General features: G+C 59.4%; 1 pseudogene. It reads right to left on the bottom strand.

The features are described from left to right. Positions 1 to 389: pseudogene (locus JWG43_RS19235) on the bottom strand (dissimilatory-type sulfite reductase subunit alpha); the annotation flags it as partial.

Below are 389 nucleotides of genomic sequence, written 5' to 3'. Positions count from 1 at the left end.
ACTTCGAGCAGCTTCTGGAAGGAAAGACGCTTCATGGTTTCGCCCACGCGTTCGCGGTTCTTGCCTTCTTCCATCCACCAGTCCCAAATCTTTTCGATGACTTCTTTGATTTCATCGTAGGGAGCTTCACAGGAGATGAAGGGCACCAGCAGCGAACCCATCTGAGCGCCGTCCACCACGGGGGCCTTAGCACCCACGAGGATGCTGGCGCCGCGTTCGTCACCGATGTGCAGAGCGCGAGGCATGGTGTTGATGCAGTGCATGCAGCGCACGCAGTCGGCGGTCTTGATGGACAGCTTGTTGCCGTCCCAGCTCATGCACTTGGAGGGGCAGCGATCCACCACTTCGGCCTGGATGTCGAACTTGCCCCAGTCACGACCGGCGTGAGC

The organism is Desulfobulbus alkaliphilus (assembly GCF_016918545.1).
Taxonomy (GTDB): Bacteria; Desulfobacterota; Desulfobulbia; order Desulfobulbales; family Desulfobulbaceae; genus Desulfobulbus; species Desulfobulbus alkaliphilus.
This window is presented reverse-complemented; position numbering and strand designations above follow the sequence as displayed.